Raw genomic sequence first — 20321 nt, forward strand, 5'->3', positions numbered from 1 at the left:
ATCCAACAATGCCCGCCCGGCGTTGCCCTGTGTGCAAAGTGTTTGCGCAAATACAGCTTTCTTGTGCCGGACAGATGCCCATAATGGTGCAGATCGCCACGGCGGTGGCTTTTGCCGACCGTGGCGGGTATATCACCCAGAACGCAATGACCCAACATTCTCCGGCAGGGATCGTCGATGCAGCCGCTGGGTCCACACCCTTGGCGCCTTCCTCTGGAGGAGGGAAGGGGACCACCAGCCACCGGTGGGTTCCCGTCGTGCTGCCACCTCTGGTGGGGCTGCTGACCCTGGGGCTGACGTTCTTGTACTGGCAGAGCGCCGAGAGCGGTGCCCGCGCCAAGCAGGAGCAGAACTTTCAGGTCGCGGCCGATCAGATCGCCTACAACCTCAAGGACCGGATGGCCACCTACGAGGTGGTGCTTCGCGGAGTCAAGGGGTATTTTGAAGGGTCCGAGCGCATCGATCGGGCCGAGTTTCAGGCCTATGTGGGGGCGCTCCAGCTGCGTGAAACGCGCCCTGGCCTGCAGGGGGTTTCGCTCGTCATGCAGCTACCCGCTTCGGCGCTGGCGGCACACCTGGATGACATGCGCCAGCGCGGTTTTGCCCAGTACACCGTGCGCCCCGAAGGTGCGCGCGAGGTGCTGGCGCCCATCACCCACATCGAGCCCTTGGAGGGCAACAACCTCAAGGCGCTGGGATTCGATGTGCTGACACTTCCCCCAGCAAAGGAAGCACTGGACCGGGCCCGTGACACCGGAGAGCTCGCCTTGTCCGGCCAGTTGACGCTTCTGCAAAACAGCGGCCCGGGGCTGGTCATGTACATGCCGCTGTACAGCGCGGGCGTCGATACACGCGCAGTGCATGGTCGGCGTGCAGGCCTTGCCGGCTGGGTGTCTGCGCCGTTCCTCCTGGAAGACGTGATCCACGGCATGTCGCGCGAGTTTGATGCCGACATCGGCTTTCAGATCACCGACGACACCAGCGCAGGTGCTCAAACCCTGCTATTTAGCAATGTTGTGCACCAGGCCGCTGTGCAAGGAGATGTCCCGTCGGGTCTGCAGGCACGGCGTGTGCTGGAACTGGGTGGCCGCCGCTGGGTGTTGCAAATGTCGCCCCTGCCTGCGTTTGCGGCGCGTTTTCAGGATGAGGGGCACCACCCTGTGGCCCTGATGGGCACGGTGCTGAGCCTGTTGCTCGCCTGGTTCACCTGGCTCTTGGCCACGGGGCGCGAGCGGGCCGTGGCACTGGCACGCGACATGACGGCGGAGCTGCGCGCCACGCGCGATGACCTGGAGAGCACGCTCAACGCCATCCCCGACCTGTTGTTCGAGGTGGGGCTGGATGGCTGCATCTACCACTACCGGTCGGCGCGGTCCGAAGCACTGGCCGTGCCGCCCGAGATGTTTCTGGGTCGCTTGCTGCGCGACGTGGTCCCGCCCGAGGCCGCCGCAGGCTGCCATGCAGCGCTGGAGGCCGCGCACCGCACGGGCTATTCGGCGGGCCACCAGTACCGCCTGGAACTCCAGGGTGCTACGCACTGGTTTGAGTTGTCCATTGCCCGCAAGGAAAGCGCCACTTCGGGCGATGAACTCCGGTTCATCGCGCTCTCGCGCGACATCACCGAGCGCAAGCAGGCCGAGGCGCGCACGCACCAGCTGGCCTATTTCGACGCGCTCACCGGCCTGCCCAACCGGCGCATGCTCCTGGACCGTATGGAGCACGCCTTGCGCAGCGCCCAGCAAACGGCGCAGGTGGGCGCCGTGCTGTACATCGACCTCGACAACTTCAAGCAGATCAACGACGCGCGGGGGCACACGCTGGGCGACACGCTGCTCATGCAGGTAGCGCAGCGCCTCACGCAGCAGCTGCGCCCCGGCGACACCGTGGCCCGCCTGGGCGGGGACGAGTTTGTGGTGCTGGCGCATAACGTGGCGACCGACATGGAGGCCGCCGGGCGCCAGGCCCTGCTGGTGGCCGAAGAAATCCGCACTGCGCTGGAGGCGCCATACACCATCGACACGCACCTCTACAGCACCACGGGCAGCATCGGCATTACGCTGTTCCCCAAGCGCGGCGAAGGCGTGGAAGATCTGCTGCGCGAGGCCGACACCGCCATGTACCGCGCCAAGGACCTGGGCCGCAACCGCATCCGCTTTTATGAGGCGGCCATGCAGGCTGATGTGCAGGAACGCCTGGCGCTGGAGCAGGACCTGAAGAAAGCCCACGCGCTGGGCCAGCTGGCTGCATTCGTGCAGAGCCAGGTGGACGCATCCGGCACCGTGGTGGGCGGCGAGTTGCTGATGCGTTGGGACCACCCCGTGCGCGGCAATGTGCCGCCCGGCCGCTTCATCCCCATCGCCGAAGCCTCGGGCCTGATCCTGCGCATGGGCGACTGGATGATCCAGCAGGCCTGCGAAACCCTGGCGCGCCTGCAGGCTGCGGGTCGCGAGCTGTCGCTGTCGGTCAACGTGAGCGAGCGGCAGTTCCGCCAGGACGATTTTGTCGAGCGCGTGCGCCACATGCTGGCCCACACCGGCGCCCATCCAGCCAACCTGATCCTCGAAGTGACCGAGAGCCTGCTCATCGAAGACCTGGACGACACCATCGCCCGCATGACCGAAATCGTGGGCCTGGGCGTGCGCTTTTCCATCGACGACTTCGGCACTGGTTATTCGAGCCTGGCCTACCTCAAGCGGCTGCCGCTGTACGAGCTCAAGATCGACAAAAGTTTTGTGGACGACACCCCTGACGACCCGAGCGACACTGCCATCGTGCAGTCCATCATCTCGGTCGCCAGCCACCTGAACCTGCGCGTGGTGGCCGAGGGTGTGGAAACCCGTGCACAAGCAGATTTTCTGGTGGCGAGCCAGTGTGACTGCCTGCAGGGCTACCTGTTCGGTCGGCCGGAGCCGCTGGCGGCGTGGCTGGGTAGGCTGACTTCAACGCAATGATGCGCTGCGCGCTGGGTGAAAGTGCTGCACCGCCTAACCAGGAGTCGAAGGTGGCTCAATGGGCCACGAACGCCCAGCGTTCATGGTCCCGCCAGCGGCCATTGATCTTGAGGTAGCGGGGCGAAAGCCTTCTTGCCGGAAGCCACAAGCCCGCACCAGCGCAATGGACGCTGCGTTGCCGGGCTGGATGTTCGCCTCCAGCCGGTGCAGCTTCAGTGGCCCAAAGGCGTGGCGCAGCAGCTGTTGCATGCCCGCACGCATCAGGCCCTGGCGCTCGTAACCGGCGAAGACGTAGTAGCCCAGGTAAGCGCTGCGAAAGTTGCCCATCACGATCTGTGAGAGATTGAAGACGCCCGCGATCTGTTCGCCTTCGCCCGCTTTGGGCGGCCGGCACACCAGAAAACCCTGGTTCGCAGGCGTGTCCAGCTGCGCCAGATAGGCTGCAAACGACTCGGGGGTCGATGGCGCCGAGGTCCAGGGTGTATGCAGGGCCTGGCTGCGCTGGGCCAAAGTGACAAAGCGCTCTGCATCCGCTGCCACGGGTGCGCGCAAGGCGACGGGCGCGGTGGCTTGGGTTTTTACGCGCACTTGCACACGCTTTGGTTCTGCCCGCAAGCCATCACCCCGCTGCGCGGCGTCAGGCAACCAGGGCCTGGGCTGCTGGGTCTGCAGAAGATTCAGGCGCGTTGGCATACGCCTGCATCGCCAGCGCATGCACCTCGCGCGCAGGGCGGTCCTTGAGCAGATGGTTGCTCCACACCTGGCGCCAGATGCGGGCACCGGGCAGGCTGTGGCGCAGGCCCAGCATGTGGCGGGCGATGTGGGGCCAGGGGGTGCCGTACTGGGCAGCCTCGCGCTCCATGTACTCGACCATCTTGATTTCGACCTCTTCGCGCGTCAGGGGGCAGGGCATACCACCTTGTTCGCCGTAGTAGAGCTGGTCCCAGCGGGCCAGCCACCAGGGGTTGTGGTAGGCCTCGCGACCGATCATCACGCCGTCCAGGTGCGTGAGCTGCTCTTGCACCACCGCATCGGTGGTGATGCCGCCGTTGATGGCGATGGTGAACTGCGGAAACTCTGCCTTGAGCCGGTGCACCACTTCGTAGCGCAGGGGCGGGACATCGCGGTTTTCCTTGGGGGAGAGGCCTTGCAGCCAGGCGTTGCGCGCATGCACGATGAACACGGTACACCCGGCGTCGGCCACGGTGCCGATGAAGTCGCGCACAAAACCGTAGTCCTCCACCTTGTCGATGCCGATGCGGTGCTTGACGGTGACGGGCACGCTGACCACGTCCTTCATGGCCTTCACGCAGTCGGCCACCAGCTGAGGCGATTTCATCAGACTGGCGCCAAACGCGCCGCGCTGCACCCGGTCGCTGGGGCAGCCGCAGTTGAGATTGATTTCGCCGTAGCCCCATTGCGCGCCCAGGCGCGCAGCCTCGGCCAGCTTGTCGGGCTCGTTGCCGCCCAATTGCAGGGCCACAGGGTGCTCTTCGGCGTTGAAGCGCAGGTGCCGCTCGGTGCCGCCATGGATGATGGCGCCCGCGTTCACCATCTCGGTGTACAGCAGGGTCTGGCGGGTCAGCAGCCGGTGAAAGTAACGGCAGTGGCGGTCGGTCCAGTCCATCATCGGGGCGACGGACATGCGCCAGGGGCTCAGGGTGGTTTCCACGGGCAAACTAGAAAAGCGGGGAGGGTGGGGGTTGCGTGGGGTGCGCCTGTGGGGACGAAGGCGCCCGCAGGGCTGTAACTGGAAAGCCGCGATTATCCCACCGACCTCGCGGCCAGCACCAGCGTGTGGTTTTGAATAGAAATGGGTGCTAGCGCTTATCTAGCAAGCGCTAATTGCTATCAAAAACAGAGCTTTCGAATGGCTTGCAACAAAACGCTGTGCGGTTGCGCCCTTGGGCGTGCTAGCCCGCCGGCTGCGCCCCTTCGCGCAGCCCATAGCGGCGCACCACCTGGGCGCGTTGGCGCGGGTCGATGTTGATGTGGGTTGCATCGCGCCCCGCCATGGCCAGCAGGCGTGGGTCCATCACGCGGCGCCACAGGGGCGGCACGTAGGCCAGGGTGAACATGCCGAAGTAGCCAATCGGTAGCTGCGGCACATGGTCGAAATGCCGCAGCGACTGGTAGCGCCGCAGCGGGTGCGCGTGGTGGTCGGAATGCCGTTGCAGGTGAAACAGCGCCCAGTTGGAGAACAGGTGGTTGCTGTTCCACGAGTGGTGTGGCTGGCAGGGCTCGTAGCGGCCGCTGGCGTCTTGCGTGCGCAGCAGGCCGTAGTGCTCGACATAGTTGGCCGAGGTGAGCTGAAAGTTGGCCCAGAACGAGGCCACTACCAGAAACGGCAGCACGAAAAGGCCCAGCCACAGGGCCAGGGCGGTCCATAGCAGCAGGGTAATCAGCGCGGGCTGCAGGATTTCGTTGTGCCAGGAAAACTGCGGTTGTTGCTGGCGCGCCAGCCGGTCTTTCTCCAGCGCCCAGGCCCGGCGCAGGGCTCCGGGCATTTCGCGCAGCGCGAAGCGGTAGATCGACTCGCCCATGCGCGACGACGCCGGGTCGGCCGGGGTCGCCACGTCGCGGTGGTGGCCCCGGTTGTGTTCGATGAAGAAGTGCCCGTAGGCCGTGGGTGCCAGTACCAACTTGGCCAGCCAGCGTTCGAGCTTGGAGTTTTTATGGCCCAGCTCATGCCCCAGGTTGATGCAGAAGCCGCCCACTGTGCCCGTGGTCAACACCATGGCCAGCACACCATGCCAGGGCAACGTCTGCGTGGCCACAAACCAGGTGCTGAAGATAAAAGCCGCCCACAGCACCGGCACCAGCAGGTAGGTGATGCGGCGGTAGTAGCGGTCTCGCTCCAGCGCCGGCACGGCGGATTCGGGTGGGTTGCTCTGGTCCACGCCCAGCAGCCAGTCCAGCAACGGCGCCACCAGGTAGAAAAACGCCACCGGCGTCCACAGCGCCAGCGCCTCGCCAGTCCAGCGCATGAGCGCTGGGCCCACGGCCACGGTGCAGGGCACCACCAGCGACAACAGCCACGCATACCGCTTGCGGTCGCGGTAGGTGGTGTCGTCGTTGCGGGTGGCTTGCAGCATGGTCCAGGGCGTAGTGTGGCGTGGTGGGTCGGCTCCGGGGAAGGAGAGCCATGCCAGTCATTCTGGTCAAGCGCCTTCGAAATGCCAGATCTTTTTGACCAAAGTGAGGCCGGGAGAAGATTGTTGACAATGCCGCCAACGAGATTCTCCGCGGGCAGGTTGCCCTGCCTCAAAACTGGGCATAGGGGCTATCGGCGATACTCCCGGCGCTTGCGATTGACGGTGGCACGACCGCCGCTGCCTGTTTTCTGCCCCCCCCCCTCATGCACCACACCATTTTTGACACCCCGGTTGTCAACACACTCCTGCGCGCCTTTTCCCGCTTTACGCTGCGCATTACCGGCTGGAAGATCGAAGGCGCCTTGCCCGCCCACGCCGCCAAAAGCGTGCTGATTGCCGCGCCCCACACCAGCAACTGGGACTTGCCTTACACGCTGATGCTGGCGTTCTCGCTCCGCCTGCGGGTGTACTGGATGGGCAAACACAGCCTGTTCAAGGCGCCGTTTGGTGGCGTGATGCGCTGGCTGGGCGGCATTCCGGTGAACCGGGAGCAGTCCGGCAACCTCGTCGCCACGTCGGCCCAGGCTATGCGGGAGGCCGATGGCCCCATGCAGCTCATCGTGCCGCCCGAGGGCACCCGCGGCAAAACGCGGCACTGGAAAACGGGCTTTTATTTCATCGCCCAGCAGGCGGGCGTGCCCATCGTGCTCGCGTTTGTGGACTACGGCCGCAAGGTGGGCGGCCTGGGCCCGGTGTTTGAGCCCACGGGCGACCTGGACGGCGACATGGCACGCATCAAGGCGTTTTATGCGCCGATCCAGGGGAAGAACCCGAAGCAATTCGAGACCTGATGCAGGTCATTGAATTTTGATGAAATTTCGCTCTATCGCTTATCTATCAAGCGCAAGCGGCTATCAAAAATGATGTGAATGCGGGCGTTAGTGGTGCTCACGCCCCCACACTGCGGCGATCAATCTTGCGGCTGAGCACGATGCTGGTCTGCGTCTGGTGCACGCCGTCCAGTTGGCCCACCTTGTCGAGCAGGGTGTCGAGCTGCTCATGGCTGGTGCAGCGCAAGAACACCAGATAGTCAAACGGCCCGCTCACGGCGGATACCTCTTCGACCTCGGCCATGGCCTCCAGCGCGCGCAGCACGGTGGGCGCGGTTTTGGGCAGCACGCTGATGCTGCACCAGGCCCGCACGGTGGTGGCATCGAGCCGGGTGCCCAGCCGCACCCCGTAACCCGCGACCACCCCCGAGCGCTCCAGCCGCGCGATGCGCGCCACCACGGTGGTGCGGGCCAGCCCCAGCTTGCGTGCCAGCGTGGCCGTGCCCTCGCGGGCATTGGCCTGCAGCAGGCTCAGCAGCTGGCGGTCGGTGTCGTCCGGGGGTTGTGTCATGGGCTATTCCTCAAAAAGTCATAACGCCCATCATATTCGCCGTTATGGCAAAACAAAGAGCGTTTTTCGACGTTATTAGCGCTACACATTGACAGCACCCTTGCCTAGCATCAAGGCATCTTCAACACCGCTCACTGCTTTACGCAGTGACCACTACCGGGAGTGCCTCCATGACCACCCTTTCCAACACCTCCACCGCCTCCCACACCGCCGCTCACCGCGCCATCACCATCCTGGGCGCGGGCCACATCGGCTTTGCCATGGCGCTGCTGCTGCAGCAGGCCGGCGACTACGACATCCTGGTGGTGGACCGCGACCCGGCGCGCCTGGCCGAGGTGGCGGCCCTGGGCGTCTCTACCCAGTTGGCGATAGACGACGCAAGCCTGCAGACCGCCATCGATGGCCGTTTTGCCGTGTTGAACGCGCTGCCGTTTCACCGCGCCGTGCCGGTTGCGACGCTTTGTGCCGCAGCCGGATTGCACTACTTTGACCTGACCGAAGACGTGGCCAGCACCCAGGCCATCCGCGCCCTGGCCGCCAAGGCCCGCAGCGTGCTCATGCCGCAATGTGGCCTCGCCCCGGGTTTCATCGGCATCGTGGGCAACGATTTGGCGCGCCGTTTTGACACCCTGCACACGCTGCGCATGCGCGTGGGCGCGCTTCCGCGCTACCCCCAGGGCGCCCTGCGCTACAACCTGACCTGGAGCACCGAAGGGCTCATCAACGAGTACTGCAACCCCTGCGAGGCCATTGTGGACGGAGTGCGCACCACGGTGCCTGCGCTGGAGGGGCTGGAAACCTTTGCGCTCGACGGTGTGGAATACGAGGCGTTCAACACCTCGGGTGGGCTGGGAACATTGACCGAGACGCTGGCAGGCAAGGCGCGCCAGGTGGACTACCAGTCCATCCGCTACCCCGGCCACAACGCCATCCTGAAGCTGCTGCTCAACGACCTGCGCCTGCGTGACCGGCGCGATCTGCTCAAGGACATTCTGGAAACCGCGATCCCAACCACCGACCAGGATGTGATCGTGGTGTTTGCCACCGCGTCAGGTCTGAAGGGCGGGCGGCTGGTGCAGGACTCGTACTCCGCCCGCATCATCGGCACCCAGGTGGCGGGGCACACGCTGAGCGCCATTCAGCTCACCACGGCGGCGGGCATCTGCACGGCGCTGGATCTGGTGGCCCAGGGACGCTTGCCGCAGCGCGGCTTCGTGGGCCAGGAATCCGTGTTGCTGGCGGATTTTCTGGCGAACCGGTTTGGGGTGGCTTACGCAGGGGAGGGCGAGTTGGTGCTTTGAGAAAGCCTGGGCTTAGCGCCCCGGCTTCTGATACATACCCTCAATCGCCTCTGCAAAGTGCGCCATCAGGTTGTTGCGCTTGAGCTTGAGCGTGGGCGTCATGAAGGTGTTTTCAATGGTCCAGGGCTCCAGCGTCAGGTGCACCGCACGCGGCACGGCGTATCGGGCAAAGCTGGCGGTGTTCTTTTCGATGCGGGCCAGCACGGCGCGGTGCACGCTGGGGTGGTTCAGGCTGTCGGCGTCTTGGGCCGAAAGACCCAGATCGCCCGCCAGCCGCTGCCATTCATCACGCTTGAGCACGGCCACGCAGGCGATGAAGGGGCGGTTTTCGCCCACTACAAAGGCCTGCTCCAACAAAGGGTCGGCCAGCAAGGCCAGCTCCAGGTCGCCCGGTGGGATCTTTTCCCCGGTGGAGGTGACGATGATTTCCTTGATGCGGCCCTTGATGTAAATGCGGCCGTTCACGATCTCGGCCTGGTCGCCCGTGCCCAGCCAGCCGTCTGCGCCCAGGATCTTGGCCGTGTCTTCCGGGCGCTTCCAGTAGCCCTTCATCACGATGGGGCCGCGCACCTGCAGCTCGCGGTTGTCGCCAATGCGCACTTCCACACCGGGTAATGCCTTGCCTACGCAGGCGGGGTCGTTGTCGTCTAGTGCGTTGACCGACACCACCGGTGCAGTCTCGGTCATTCCGTAGCCCTGGATCAGCGGCAGCCCCAGGCCCAGAAAACACTTCGCAATGGTGGGCGACAGCGGTGCCCCGCCACTTACCGCCACGCGCACACGGCCGCCAAATTGGGCCAGTAGCGGCTTTGCCACCAGGGCCTGCAGCACCGACCAGGGCAGGGCAGCCATCCAGCCTGCGGCCTGGCTGCTGGCGTCGGGAGTCGGCGCGGGCAAGCCTTGGGCGGCGCAAAACCGCGCCCAGCCCTTGTTCTGCGCGGCTTCATACAGCTGCATCTTCCAGGGCGTGTGTGACAACTTTTCGAGCAGCTTGGCGTGGATGCGTTCGTAAATGCGCGGCACCGACACCAGCACTGTGGGGCGTACCGTTTTCAGGTCTTCGGCCAGTTGAGGCACCGAGCGCGCATAGGCCACACAACTGCCCGCCGCAATCGGCAGGTAGTACCCGCCCGTGCGTTCAAACGTGTGAGACAGCGGCAGGAACGACAGGAACACGTCCTCCACCGTGGGGGCAATGCGCTCCAGCACCGCCTTCACGTCGCTGACCACGTTGTGGTGCGTCAGCATCACGCCCTTGGGCCTGCCCGTGGTGCCAGAGGTGTAGACGATGGCCGCCAGGTCGTCTGCCTCCGGGGCTTTGGGAACGGTTGCGCTGCCCGCATGTGCTGCACCGGCCAGCCATTGCACCAGCGAACCGACCGCAGGGCCGTCCCCAGACGCTGGTATTGCGGTGAGCGAGGCGCCGTCATCTGTGATGACCACTGCACGCAGGGCCGGAAATGGCGTGCCGACGGCCTGAATTTTTTCCCACTGCTCCACGTGGCTCACAAAGAGCATCGACGCCTCGCAGTCGGCCAGGATGTAGGCAATGCTGCCGGGGTTGTCGATGGCATGCAGCGGCACGGGAACGCAGCCGGTGACCAAGGTTGCCTGGTCCGCGCACGTCGCGTTCAGGCCGTTGGGCAGCAGGATGGCGATGCGCGCCGCTGCGGGCAGTTGCATGGCCGCCAGGGCCTGGGCCCATGTGCCCACGCGTTGGGCTGTCTCAGCCCAGGTCAAGCTCGTCCAGGCTTGGGAGGTGGTGTCGAAGGCTCGGTACGCCTCGGAGTTGGGGGTGCGCGCAGCGCGGTAGGCGAGCAGCTGGGGCAGCGTTTGCACGCTGGCGATATCGGGTGGGGCGAAGGTCATCAAACTCTGAAAGTAAGCGGGGAGCATTCTGCAAGGTGGCGCGACAGAGGCCTTGGGCATCATATCCAGCGTCAGCGCTGTCACACTTCTGCGGTTTGCGTGCTTTGTCAGAAATGGTTTATTCCTGTATGCGCAATGGTGATGAGGGCGCGTTTGGCGGCGATGCTGCAATTGGCCGTTTCATCCCGCCTTTAGAATTTTCAACGTCGCAATACAGCCGTTTCTCTGCCGATGGGTGGAATGGCCATCAGCCATTGCCCAATGCGGAGAGTCTATAAAAATGAACCGTCAAAAAAATCTAAATATTCTGTTGGCCGCGCTGTTGCTGAGCGTGGTGTTTCTTGCTTGGAGTAATGCGACACGCTATGGCAACCGTGCGCAGAAGGGGGGAAACTATGTGCTGGCAAAAATGTGGTATCTCATTGCCGCTCACAGCGGGGACGGGGCTGCGCAGAACAATTTAGCTGGCTTTTACGCGGAGGGGTTGGGAGGAGGCCGCAGTGACAGGTTGGCAGTCAAGTGGTTTGAAAAAGCGGCAGCCGCCGGAGTCTCTGCAGCCACATTTAACCTGTCCAATTTTTACGAAGAAGGGCGGGGTGTACCGCGAGATATCCGCAAAGCCACAACGCTGCTGGAGGATCTGGCAAAACAAGGAGACTCAGTGGCTGCATTCAACCTCGGGCATATCTATGCCACGGGGCGCGATGACTTTCCCCAGGATATGGAAAAGGCTATTCAGTGGTACGAAATATCTGCACAAAAGGGTTATGCGTCTGCTCAGTACAACCTGGGAAACATCTATGCCCAAGGCACCGGCGGGGTAGCCAAAGACTGGGTTCTTGCTGGCCAGTGGGTTTTAAAGGCCGCACAGGGAGATCATCACAAAGCCCAAATGGATTATGGTTTCATGCTGCTGGCTGGAATTGGGGTGCCGGAAAACCGAACGGAAGGGATTCAGTGGCTGGCGAAGGCAGCCAAAGACCCGGCTACTTTCAAACTGTTGCAGGAGCGGGTTGCGCTTGTTTGTGCAAGCACACCGGGTGCCGTCGAGAAAGAGCCTTGCACCCGGTGGACGAAGGGCCACAAACCATAGTGTGGTCGAACCCTTAGCTATGTGAGGGGGCTTTGGGTCTTCACGCGCTCTGGACCTCGAAATCAGAGAGCTTCTTTGCGCGTGGCTCAGTCCGGGGTCGCCGCTTCCAGCCCCTGCGCAAAATGCGCCTGCATCGCCTTCACCGTCGCCTTGGCATCGCGCGCCATCATCGCGCCGAGGATGGCGCGGTGCTCTTTCAGTGAATCCTCAATCCGCCCCTGCTTGAGCAGCGAGTTGTGGCGGTTGAGCTTCATCACCTTGCGCAAGTCGGCCACCATCTGGCTGCGCCATCGGTTGTCGGCCAGCTCCAGCAGCAGCATGTGAAAGCGCTCGTTGACTGCAAAAAAGCGCTCACGCTCATTGGCGGCTGCCTCCAGCTCGGCATGCAGATCCTGCAATGCTTGCAGCTGAGCCGGTGTGGCGGTGGTGGCCACCACGCCTGCCGCATCGCTCTCCAGCAGGCTGAGCAGGTGGTACACGTCGCGCAGGTCTTTTTCGCTCATTTCGGTCACATAGGCGCCACGGCGCACCTTCATCGTGACCAGGCCTTCAGCGGCCAGCACCTTCAACGCCTCGCGCAGGGGCGTGCGGCTGATGCCGAATTCCTCGGCAATCTTAAGTTCGTCAATCCAGCTGCCCGGCTCCAGTTCGCGCCGGAAGATGCGCTGGCGCAATTGCTCGGCCACTTCTTCGTAGAGCGCGCGGGGAGTGAGGGTGAGGGCAGACATGGGGTGGATTGTAAGCTGGGCGGAATATTTTGAATCAATAATTATGAATGATGTAAACTCGCCGCCACACCACTGCACCTGTGCGGTCACCGCCTGTGCGCTGTGTTGGACGCCCCAACGCCATCTTCGGAGTAGCTTTTGCCATGAGTGACAACCCCACCAACAACGCCCCAGAGTTCGCCGCGTCTTCGCTGGAAGCCTGGGCCAAGGCCGCAGCCAAGTCGGCGCCGGGGGGCGATGTCAGCGCCCTCAACTGGGTCACGCCCGATGGCATCACCGTCAAGCCGCTGTACACCGCCGAAGACACGGCCAGCCTGCCGTACGCCAACACGCTGCCGGGTTTTGAACCCTACCTGCGCGGCCCCCAGGCCACCATGTATGCCGTGCGGCCCTGGACGATCCGCCAATACGCAGGTTTTTCGACCGCCGAAGAATCCAACGCCTTCTACCGGAAGGCCCTGGCTGCGGGCGGGCAGGGCGTGAGTGTGGCCTTCGACCTGGCCACCCACCGGGGCTACGACAGCGACCACCCCCGTGTGACGGGCGATGTGGGCAAGGCCGGGGTGGCAATCGACTCGGTCGAAGACATGAAGATTTTGTTCGACCAGATCCCGCTCGACAAGGTGTCCGTGTCGATGACCATGAACGGCGCGGTGTTGCCCGTGCTGGCGGGCTATGTAGTGGCGGCAGAAGAGCAGGGCGTCTCGCAAGACAAGCTCTCCGGAACCATTCAGAACGACATTCTGAAAGAGTTCATGGTGCGCAACACCTACATCTACCCGCCCAAGCCGTCGATGAAGATCATTGGCGACATCATCGAATACACGGCCAAGAACATGCCGAAGTTCAACTCGATCTCGATCAGCGGCTACCACATGCAGGAAGCCGGGGCCAACCAGGCACTGGAGCTGGCCTTCACCCTGGCCGACGGCAAGGAGTATGTGAAGACTGCCATCGCCAAGGGCATGGACGTGGACGAGTTCGCCGGGCGCCTGTCGTTCTTCTGGGCGATTGGTATGAACTTCTATCTCGAAGTCGCCAAGATGCGCGCCGCGCGCCTGCTGTGGTGCCGCATCATGAAGGCCACGGGCGCCAAGAACCCCAAGAGCCTCATGCTGCGCACGCACTGCCAGACCTCGGGCTGGAGCCTCACCGAGCAGGACCCCTACAACAACGTGGTGCGCACCACCATCGAGGCCATGGCGGCCGTGTTTGGCGGCACCCAAAGCCTGCACACCAACAGCTTTGACGAAGCCATTGCGCTGCCCACCGAGTTCAGCGCCCGCATTGCGCGCAACACGCAGCTCATCATCCAGGAAGAGACCCACATCACCAACGTAATCGACCCCTGGGCCGGCAGCTACATGATGGAAAAGCTGACCCAGGACATGGCCGACGCGGCCTGGAAGATCATCGAAGAGGTCGAGGCCATGGGTGGCATGACCCAGGCCGTGGACAGCGGCTGGGCCAAGCTCAAAATCGAAGCTGCCGCCGCCGAGAAGCAGGCACGCATCGACAGTGGCAAGGACGTGATCGTGGGCGTCAACAAGTACAAGCTGGCGAAGGAAGACCCGGTCGATATCCTGCAGATCGACAACGTGAAGGTGCGCGACGGCCAGATCGAGCGTTTGAAGAATATTCGGTCAAAACGGGACCCAGCGCTTGTCCAACAAGCGCTGGATGCTCTCACTTCTGCAGCAGAAAGCGGCGAAGGCAACCTGCTGGACCTGTCGATCAAGGCCGTGCGTCTGCGTGCCACGGTGGGCGAGATCAGCGATGCGCTGGAGAAGGTTTTTGGGCGCCACCGCGCCGATACGCAAAAGGTGACCGGTGTGTACGCAGCTGCCTATGACTCGGCCGAAGGCTGGGACAAACTCAAGACCGAAATCAACGCCTTTGCCGAAGAACAGGGCCGCCGCCCCCGCGTGATGATCGCCAAACTGGGCCAGGACGGCCATGACCGGGGCGCCAAGGTGGTGGCCACCGCGTTTGCTGACCTGGGCTTTGACGTGGACATGGGCCCGCTGTTCCAGACCCCCGAGGAATGTGCCCGCCAGGCCATTGAAAACGACGTGCACGCCGTGGGCGTGAGCACGCTGGCTGCAGGCCACAAGACACTGGTGCCCGCCATCATCCAGTCGCTCAAGGACCAGGGTGCGGACGACATCATCGTGTTTGTGGGCGGGGTGATCCCAGCACAGGACTATGACTTCCTGTATGAGTCGGGTGTCAAGGGCGTGTACGGCCCCGGCACACCCATTCCCGCCAGCGCCAAGGATGTGTTGGAGCAGATTCGCAAGGCTGTGGCGTGACACCTGCGGCGCTTCTTGATGGGGTGGTGCAGGGCACGGCGGCGGTGCAACGCAGGGCCATGTCCAAAGCCATCACGCTGCTCGAATCGACGCGGGTGGACCACCGCGCCCAGGCCGACGAGCTGCTGACCCAGCTGCTCCCGCACACCGGCAAGGCCTTCCGCCTGGGCATCAGCGGCGTGCCTGGCGTGGGCAAGTCCACCTTCATCGAAGCCCTGGGCCTGTACCTGATCGGCCAGGGCCACCGCGTGGCCGTGCTCACCATCGACCCGTCGAGCACGGTTTCGGGCGGCTCCATCCTGGGCGACAAGACGCGCATGGAACACCTGTCGGTGCATGAAAAGGCCTACATCCGCCCCAGCCCCAGCAGCGGCACGCTGGGCGGTGTGGCCGAGAAGACGCGCGAGGCCATGCTGGTCTGCGAGGCCGCAGGCTACGACGTGGTGATCGTCGAAACCGTGGGCGTGGGCCAGAGCGAGATCGCGGTGGCAGGCATGACGGACATGTTTGTGCTGATGCAGCTGCCCAACGCGGGCGACGACCTGCAGGCCATCAAGAAGGGCGTGATGGAGATTGCCGACCTGGTGGTCATCAACAAGGCCGACATCGACAAGAACGCCGCCACACGGGCCGAGGCACAAATCACCTCCAGCCTGCGCCTCTTGAGCCAGCACGGCAACCCGGAAAACGCGCACCACGACGAAACGCTGTGGCACCCGGAGGTAGTGCAAATCAGCGCGCTGCTGGGGCAGGGCGTAGACAGCTTCTGGGCCGCCGTCACGCAGTTCCGCCAGCTGCAAACCGCCAACGGACGCCTGGCCACGCGGCGCGAGAAGCAGGCTCTGTCTTGGATGTGGGAGCGCATCGACGCAGGCCTCAAGCTCGCGTTTCGCCAGCACCCGCAGGTGCGCGAGCTGCTGCCGCAAATGCAGGCCGATGTGGCAGCAGGGCGCATTGCGGCATCGACTGCAGCACGTAATTTGCTGCTAGCGCAATCCAATCATGCGCTGGCAGCTATCAAATAGATAGTAGACACCAACCCATTCATCAAAGGACGACCATGCAAGACATCCTGGATCAACTGGAGAAAAAGCGTGCGCTGGCACGCCTGGGCGGCGGGCAAAAGCGCATCGACGCGCAGCACGCCAAGGGCAAGCTCACCGCGCGCGAGCGCATTGAACTGCTGCTGGACGACGGCACGTTCGAAGAATGGGACATGTTTGTCGAGCACCGCTGCACCGACTTTGGCATGGAGGACAACAAGATCCCCGGCGACGGTGTGGTGACGGGCTACGGCATGATCAATGGCCGCCTGGTGTTCGTGTTCAGCCAGGACTTCACCGTGTTCGGCGGCGCACTCAGCGAGACGCACGCCGAGAAGATCTGCAAGGTGATGGACCAGGCCATGAAGGTCGGCGCTCCTGTCATCGGCTTGAACGACTCGGGCGGCGCCCGCATCCAGGAAGGCGTGGCGTCCCTCGGCGGCTATGCCGATGTGTTCCAGAAGAACGTGCTGGCCAGCGGCGTGATTCCGCAGATCAGCATGATCATGGGCCCCAGCGCCGGTGGCGCCGTGTACTCGCCCGCCATGACGGACTTCATCTTCATGGTCAAGGATTCGAGCTACATGTTCGTGACCGGCCCCGAGGTGGTCAAGACCGTGACGCACGAAGAAGTCACCGCCGAGGAACTGGGCGGCGCCGTGACGCACACCACCAAGAGCGGTGTGGCCGACATGGCGTTTGAGAACGACGTGGAGGCGCTGATGATGCTGCGCCGCCTGTACAACTACCTGCCGCTCAACAACCGCGAAAAAGCCCCGGTGCGTCCCAGCAACGACCCGGCCGACCGCATGGACCTGAGCCTGGACACCCTGGTGCCCGAGAACCCCAACAAGCCCTACGACATGAAGGAGCTGATCCTCAAGACGGTGGACGATGGGGACTTCTTTGAACTGCAGCCCGAGTACGCCAAGAACATCCTGATCGGCTTTGCCCGCATGGAAGGCCAGACCGTGGGCATCGTGGCCAACCAGCCGCTGGTGCTGGCGGGCTGCCTGGACATCAAGAGTTCCATCAAGGCCGCGCGTTTTGTGCGCTTTTGCGATGCGTTCAACATCCCCGTGGTCACGTTTGTGGACGTGCCCGGCTTCATGCCTGGAACCAGCCAGGAGTACGGCGGCATCATCAAACACGGCGCCAAACTGCTGTACGCCTATGCCGAGTGCACCGTTCCCAAGATCACCGTCATCACCCGCAAGGCCTACGGCGGTGCGTACGACGTGATGAGCTCCAAGCACCTGCGCGGCGACGTGAACCTGGCCTGGCCCAACGCCGAGATCGCGGTGATGGGCGCCAAGGGCGCGGTGGAAATCATCTTCCGCGAAGACAAGAACGACCCCGTGAAGCTCGCCGCGCGTGAGGCCGAATACAAGCAGCGTTTTGCCAATCCGTTTGTGGCCGGTGCACGCGGCTTTATCGACGACGTGATCCTGCCGCACGAGACACGCAAGCGCATCTGCCGGTCGCTGGTGATGCTGCGCGACAAAAAGCTCGAAAACCCATGGCGCAAGCACGGCAACATCCCACTGTGAGCGGACAAGGAGCATAAGAACATGTTTACGAAAATCCTGATCGCCAACCGTGGCGAAATCGCCTGCCGAGTGATTGCAACGGCCAAGAAAATGGGCATCGCCACCGTCGCCGTCTACTCCGACGCCGACAAGGAAGCCCGCCACGTCAAACTGGCCGACGAAGCGGTCAACATCGGCCCCGCACCCAGCCGCGAGAGCTATTTGCAGGCTGAGAAAATCATCGCCGCATGCAAGCAAACGGGCGCCCAAGCAGTACACCCCGGCTATGGCTTCCTCTCCGAAAACGAAGCCTTTGCCAAGCGCTGCGAAGACGAAGGCATTGCCTTCATCGGCCCCAAGGCGCATTCGATTGCGGCCATGGGCGACAAGATTGCGTCCAAGAAGCTGGCCAACGAAGCCAAGGTCAACACCATCCCTGGCTACAACGACGCCATCAGCGGCCCGGAGCAGGCGGTGGAGATCGCCAAGGGCATTGGCTACCCCGTGATGATCAAGGCCTCGGCTGGTGGCGGCGGCAAGGGTCTGCGCGTGGCGTTCAATGACAAGGAAGCGTTTGAGGGTTTTGCCAGCTGCCAGAACGAGGCGCGCAACAGCTTTGGTGATGACCGCATCTTCATCGAGAAGTTTGTGCAGGAGCCGCGCCACATCGAGATCCAGGTGCTGGGCGACAGCCACGGCAACGTGATCTACCTGAACGAGCGCGAGTGCTCCATCCAGCGCCGCCACCAGAAGGTGATCGAAGAGGCGCCATCGCCCTTCATCAGCGACGCCACCCGCAAGGCCATGGGCGAGCAGGCGGTGCAACTGGCCAAGGCCGTCAAGTACCAAAGCGCGGGCACGGTGGAGTTCGTTGTCGGCAAGGACCAGGACTTCTACTTCCTGGAGATGAACACCCGCCTGCAGGTGGAGCACCCGGTGACGGAATGCATCACCGGCCTGGATCTGGTGGAGCTGATGATCCGCGTGGCTGCGGGCGAGAAGCTGCCTTTGAGCCAAGCCGATGTGAAGCGCGACGGCTGGGCCATTGAGTGCCGCATCAACGCCGAAGACCCGTTCCGCAACTTCCTGCCGTCCACCGGCCGCCTGGTGCGCTTTCAGCCGCCGGAGGAGTCGATGTTCCAGTCCGATACGACCAAAAAATTGGGCGTGCGTGTGGACACGGGCGTGTACGAGGGCGGCGAGATCCCGATGTACTACGACTCGATGATCGCCAAGCTCATCGTGCACGGCACGGACCGCAACGACGCGATTGCCAAGATGCGCGCGGCGCTCAATGGCTTTGTGATTCGCGGTATCAGCAGCAACATCCCGTTCCAGGCCGCGCTGCTGGCGCACCCCAAGTTCGTGACGGGCGACTTCAACACCGGCTTCATTGCCGAGAACTATGGCAAGGGCTTCCACGCCGAAGACGTGCCGCACAGCGACCCGCTGTTCCTGGTGGCGCTGGCCGCGTTCATGAACCGCCGCTACCGTGCACGCGCCTCCGGCATCAGCGGCCAATTGGCCGGCCACGAGGTGAAGGTGGGGGAGCAGTTTGTGGTGGTCACGCTGGGCGCCGAAGGGCAGAACCAGCACCACGAGGTGACGGTGTCCGACTTTGAAGACAAATCGGGCTCCAGCGCAATCAGCGTGGGTGGCAATAGCTATCAGATCAGTAGCACAGCCACGCTGGGCCAGATCCGCGTGCAGGGCGCATGCAACGGCCAGGGCTTCACGGCCCAGGTGGAACGCGGCGTGGGCAAGAACCCGCTGGCGCTGCGCATTGCGCACAACGGCACGCAGATCGATGCGCTGGTGCTGTCGCCGCTGGGCGCGCGCCTGCACAAGCTGATGCCCTTCAAGGCGCCGCCAGACTTGTCCAAGTTTTTGCTCTCGCCCATGCCGGGCCTGTTGGTCGATGTGGCGGTGCAGCCGGGCCAGAAGGTGCAAGCGGGCGAGAAGCTGGCCGTGATCGAAGCCATGAAGATGGAGAACATCCTCTTTGCCGCGCAGGACGGCGTGGTGGGCAAGATCACGGCAGGCAAGGGCGAGTCGCTGGCGGTGGATCAGGTGATTCTGGAATTTGTCTGATGCCGCCTTCGCCTCGCGCTCCATCCTGCAGCCTGCGATGACGGCGGTGGCTGTGCGCACGCTGCTGGCGCTGGTCGGCGGGGTGCTGTTTCTGGACGGCGCGGTGCTGATGGTTCTGGGGCACTTCAACCTGGGCACCATGTTGCCCGTTGCGCTGGGGGCGTTGTTTCTGGCCATCGCGGTGTGGTGGTCACCCCTCACGCGCTGGCGGCACCATGACCGGCGGCGTCAGCAGTGGTGGCGCGTGGGCTGGTGGGGGCTGGCTGCGTGGATGCTCAGCGTGGTGGTTTTCTGGGTGTTCTTCTTGCGGGGCGCCGGCGTGTCTCCGGCAGAGGCAACGCCTGTGCAGGCCATTGTGGTGCTGGGAGCGGGCATCCAGAACGGACAGCCCCGCCCGGCACTTGCGGCGCGGCTGGACACAGCGGCCGCGCTGGCCCGCTTGCAGCCTGAGGCGCTGATCGCTGTGTGTGGTGGGCAGGTCTGGGGCACTACAGATACCGAGGCGGAGGTGATGGCGCGCTATCTGCAAGAACGCCACGGTATCGCGCCGGAACGCCTGGTGCTGGAGAAGGACAGCACCAGCACCGAGCTGAACCTGGCGTTAAGTCGCCCCTTGCTGGAGGCGCGCGGTGTTGCCGCCACGGCCCCGCTCGCGCTGGTGACCAGCGACTTCCACCTGCCGCGTGCTCTGCGCATTGCCCAGCGCCATGGCTTTACCCACATGGTGCCGGTAGCGGCACCCACGCCCCTGACCACGCGCTACAACGCCTGGCTGCGCGAGTACTTCGCAACGCTCAGCAGCTGGGTGTTGAACGAAGGGTAGCCGGGAGCAAGTTATTTTTAGGTCAAATTGGCCTCTGGCGCTTTATCCATAAGCGCAAGTAGCTATCAATCAAGGAGCAAACACA

15 protein-coding genes are annotated in these 20321 nt (G+C 63.6%); 9 read left to right on the top strand and 6 right to left on the bottom strand.

What is annotated here, in order from left to right; all coding sequences use genetic code 11:
- The first annotated feature begins 146 nt into the window (after window positions 1-146).
- The gene (locus KW832_RS25825; protein WP_218301127.1) at window positions 147-2951 is read left to right on the top strand and encodes an EAL domain-containing protein; all 2805 of its coding nucleotides are present in this window, start codon (window positions 147-149) and stop codon (window positions 2949-2951) included.
- 33 nt (window positions 2952-2984) lie between these two features.
- Here KW832_RS25825 and KW832_RS18560 read toward each other — a convergent pair whose 3' ends face one another.
- The 3 genes from KW832_RS18560 to KW832_RS18570 form a co-directional block, all read right to left on the bottom strand.
- Complete coding sequence (locus tag KW832_RS18560; RefSeq protein ID WP_370628749.1) at window positions 2985-3539, bottom strand: GNAT family N-acetyltransferase; 555 nt, start codon at window positions 3537-3539, stop codon at window positions 2985-2987.
- A 49-nt stretch (window positions 3540-3588) separates the two neighbouring features.
- A complete protein-coding gene (gene dusA / locus KW832_RS18565) occupies window positions 3589-4581 on the bottom strand; it encodes a tRNA dihydrouridine(20/20a) synthase DusA (protein WP_370633163.1) in 993 nt (330 codons plus the stop codon).
- 283 nt (window positions 4582-4864) lie between these two features.
- Entirely contained in the window at window positions 4865-6046 is a 1182-nt protein-coding gene (locus KW832_RS18570) for an alkane 1-monooxygenase (protein ID WP_121506316.1), read from the bottom strand.
- A 263-nt stretch (window positions 6047-6309) separates the two neighbouring features.
- Between KW832_RS18570 and KW832_RS18575 the strand changes: the two genes are divergently transcribed.
- On the top strand, window positions 6310-6897 hold the full coding sequence (locus KW832_RS18575) for a lysophospholipid acyltransferase family protein (RefSeq protein WP_218301125.1): 588 nt from the start codon (window positions 6310-6312) through the stop codon (window positions 6895-6897).
- Window positions 6898-6994: 97 nt separating this feature from the next.
- Here the strand turns inward: KW832_RS18575 and KW832_RS18580 are convergent, their stop codons facing one another.
- On the bottom strand, window positions 6995-7447 hold the full coding sequence (locus tag KW832_RS18580) for an Lrp/AsnC family transcriptional regulator (protein ID WP_218301124.1): 453 nt from the start codon (window positions 7445-7447) through the stop codon (window positions 6995-6997).
- A 170-nt stretch (window positions 7448-7617) separates the two neighbouring features.
- Here KW832_RS18580 and KW832_RS18585 point away from each other — a divergent pair, with 170 nt between their 5' ends.
- Window positions 7618-8748, top strand: a complete 1131-nt coding sequence (locus KW832_RS18585; protein WP_218301123.1) for a saccharopine dehydrogenase family protein — start codon at window positions 7618-7620, stop codon at window positions 8746-8748.
- Between the two features lie 12 nt (window positions 8749-8760).
- Here KW832_RS18585 and KW832_RS18590 read toward each other — a convergent pair whose 3' ends face one another.
- Window positions 8761-10617, bottom strand: coding sequence for a long-chain fatty acid--CoA ligase (locus KW832_RS18590; RefSeq protein WP_218301122.1), 1857 nt, complete (start codon window positions 10615-10617; stop codon window positions 8761-8763).
- Window positions 10618-10897: 280 nt separating this feature from the next.
- On the opposite strand from KW832_RS18590, the gene KW832_RS18595 reads away from it, so the two are divergent.
- Window positions 10898-11710 carry a tetratricopeptide repeat protein gene (locus tag KW832_RS18595; protein WP_218301121.1) on the top strand — a complete coding sequence of 271 codons (813 nt, stop codon included), beginning with the start codon at window positions 10898-10900 and terminating at the stop codon, window positions 11708-11710.
- 86 nt (window positions 11711-11796) lie between these two features.
- Here the strand turns inward: KW832_RS18595 and KW832_RS18600 are convergent, their stop codons facing one another.
- On the bottom strand, window positions 11797-12438 hold the full coding sequence (locus KW832_RS18600) for a GntR family transcriptional regulator (RefSeq protein ID WP_218301120.1): 642 nt from the start codon (window positions 12436-12438) through the stop codon (window positions 11797-11799).
- A 143-nt stretch (window positions 12439-12581) separates the two neighbouring features.
- Here KW832_RS18600 and scpA point away from each other — a divergent pair, with 143 nt between their 5' ends.
- The 5 genes from scpA to KW832_RS18625 are packed head-to-tail and all read left to right on the top strand — an operon-like array spanning window position 12582 to window position 20236.
- Window positions 12582-14750, top strand: coding sequence for a methylmalonyl-CoA mutase (scpA, locus tag KW832_RS18605; protein WP_218301119.1), 2169 nt, complete (start codon window positions 12582-12584; stop codon window positions 14748-14750).
- Window positions 14747-15775: a methylmalonyl Co-A mutase-associated GTPase MeaB gene (gene meaB / locus KW832_RS18610; protein ID WP_218301118.1), complete on the top strand. Its 1029-nt coding sequence runs from the start codon at window positions 14747-14749 to the stop codon at window positions 15773-15775. The genes scpA and meaB overlap by 4 nt, the downstream gene beginning before the upstream one ends.
- Before the next feature lie 35 nt (window positions 15776-15810).
- Entirely contained in the window at window positions 15811-17343 is a 1533-nt protein-coding gene (locus KW832_RS18615; protein WP_056062687.1) for an acyl-CoA carboxylase subunit beta, read from the top strand.
- Window positions 17344-17364: 21 nt separating this feature from the next.
- Window positions 17365-19413 (top strand): acetyl-CoA carboxylase biotin carboxylase subunit, encoded by a 2049-nt coding sequence (accC, locus tag KW832_RS18620; RefSeq protein ID WP_218301117.1) that lies wholly within the window; start codon window positions 17365-17367, stop codon window positions 19411-19413.
- Window positions 19406-20236 (top strand): YdcF family protein, encoded by an 831-nt coding sequence (locus tag KW832_RS18625; protein WP_370628746.1) that lies wholly within the window; start codon window positions 19406-19408, stop codon window positions 20234-20236. The genes accC and KW832_RS18625 overlap by 8 nt, the downstream gene beginning before the upstream one ends.
- The last annotated feature ends 85 nt before the right edge of the window (window positions 20237-20321 follow it).

Source organism: Acidovorax sp. sif0632 (assembly GCF_019218805.1).
Lineage (GTDB): Bacteria > Pseudomonadota > Gammaproteobacteria > Burkholderiales > Burkholderiaceae_C > Acidovorax > Acidovorax facilis.